We start from the raw sequence: 1991 nt of genomic DNA, 5'->3' as shown, positions 1-1991 counted from the left end.
AGAAAACACTCCCTAGTCGCCCATGGCCTCGGCCATCCGGTTGATGTCGGCCTGCTGCTCCACCATGACGTCGCCGGCCATCTTCAGCACCTCGGGGTGCTTGCCGGAGGCGACCTCCTCCTCGGCCATGGTGATCGCGCCCTCGTGGTGGGCGGTCATCAGCTCGACGAACAGCTCGTCGAACGAGGCGCCCTCGGCGGCCTCCAGCTCGTCCATCTCCTCGGGGCTGGCCATGCCCGGCATGGACTCGTGGTCGAGGTCGACGGGGCACTCGCCCCCGCCGCCGTGGTGGCCCTCGGCGTCGGGGCCGTCGGCGCAGAAGCCCTGGTGGTTGGGGTTCTCCTCGGCCGGGCCGTACACGTTGACGTCGAGCCAGCCCTCCATGGCCTCGATCTCGGGGCCCTGGGCGTCGCCGATGCGGTCGGCGATCAGCCGCAGGTCCTCGTTTTCGACCCGGTCCTCGACCAGGTCGGTCATCTCGATGGCCTGCCCGTGGTGCTCGATCATCATGAGCACGTACTCGACGTCGGCCTCGTTGTGCCGGATGGACGCGGTGGCCGCGTCGATCTGGTCCTGCGAGGCGGGGGACGCGGACTCGCCGGGGGCGCCGGGCGCGAGCACCGGCGGGCCGTCGGCGGAGTCGGCCGAGGAGCAGGCTGCGGCTCCGGTGAGCAGCAGGGCGGCTCCCGCCGCCAGTACCCGGTGGCGCAACGGGGGGCTCCTTCCGCGGGGGTCGGTGAGGGGCTTCGGTGCCGCCTCTGGGGGTCTGTCTACTCAGTCGGGCGGTCGTTTGTCCAGTATGCGGCTGTTCCCGGCGGTGTCACGCTGCGTATTCCCGACCATTGATCAGGGTTAATGTCGGCTTCTGGGCTTTATGTGACCTTCACATCTAGTCACCCGTTAGGAGGCGTATGTATCTTCTCTGTGATTCGACGGTGTGACCTAGGAGGAACCCCCCACATGCCGACATCCCCCCGGGCGTCCACGAGACGCCCGTCGCGGCGCGGAGCCTCCGCGGCCGTCCTCGCCGCCCTCTCGGCGGCGGTCATGGCCGGTGCCGCCCTGCTCACCCCCGCTGCGGCCAACGCGGACGCCCCGACGCCGGTCGACCAGATCGTCAAGAGCGACAACATCGACCACGTCGCCAACCTCCCCAAGCCCGAGGGCTTCGACGTCAGCAACTCCGACCTCGCCTTCACCGGCGACCACGTGATCGTCGGCAACTACAACGGGTTCGTCATCCACGACGTCTCCGACCCGGCCGAGCCCGTGATCACCAGCGCCGTCCTGTGCCCCGGCGGCCAGGGCGACGTGTCGGTCAGCGGCGACCTGCTCTACTACTCGGTCGAGTACCCGCAGGTCAACGAGGAGTGCGGGTCCGGCGAGAGCACCGCCGAGGACCCGGACGCCTTCGAGGGCATGCGGATCTTCGACATCTCCGACAAGGCCAACCCGGAGTACGTCGCGGCCGTCCGCACCGACTGCGGCTCGCACACCAACACGCTGCTGCCCGGCGAGGACAGCGACCTGATCTACGTCTCGTCGTACGCGCCGTCGGAGAGCTTCCCGAACTGCCGGCCGCCGCACGACAAGATCTCCATCATCGAGGTCCCCAAGGACGACCCGGCCTCCGCCGCGGTCGTGGCCAAGCCGGTGCTCTTCCCCGAGGGCGGCAACCACGACCAGGAGGGCCTGCTGCGGCCCACCGAGGGCTGCCACGACATCACCGTGTTCCCGGCCAAGGACATCGCCGCCGGCGCCTGCATGGGCGAGGGCGTGCTGATGGACATCAGCGACCCGCTGAACCCGGTGGTGACCGAGACCGTCCGCGACGAGAACTACGCGTTCTGGCACTCGGCGACGTTCACCAACGACGCCCGGACGGTCATCTTCACCGACGAGCTGGGCGGCGGCGGCGCGGCCACCTGCAACGAGGAGATCGGCCCGGAGCGGGGCGCCAACGCCATCTACACCGTCCAGGGCAAGCGGAA

General features: G+C 69.5%; 2 protein-coding genes. One reads left to right on the top strand and one right to left on the bottom strand.

What is annotated here, in order from left to right:
- Positions 1-12 precede the first annotated feature (12 nt).
- The gene (locus NT8_RS27980) at positions 13-711 is read right to left on the bottom strand and encodes a DUF305 domain-containing protein (protein WP_067976071.1); all 699 of its coding nucleotides are present in this window, start codon (positions 709-711) and stop codon (positions 13-15) included.
- A gap of 249 nt (positions 712-960) precedes the next feature.
- On the opposite strand from NT8_RS27980, the gene NT8_RS27975 reads away from it, so the two are divergent.
- Positions 961-1991: LVIVD repeat-containing protein (locus NT8_RS27975; protein ID WP_067976068.1), on the top strand; the 1031-nt coding region annotated here is incomplete at its 3' end.

The sequence above is a fragment of the Nocardiopsis trehalosi NBRC 14201 genome, assembly GCF_001552555.1.
Classification (GTDB): domain Bacteria; phylum Actinomycetota; class Actinomycetes; order Streptosporangiales; family Streptosporangiaceae; genus Nocardiopsis_B; species Nocardiopsis_B trehalosi.
This window is presented reverse-complemented; position numbering and strand designations above follow the sequence as displayed.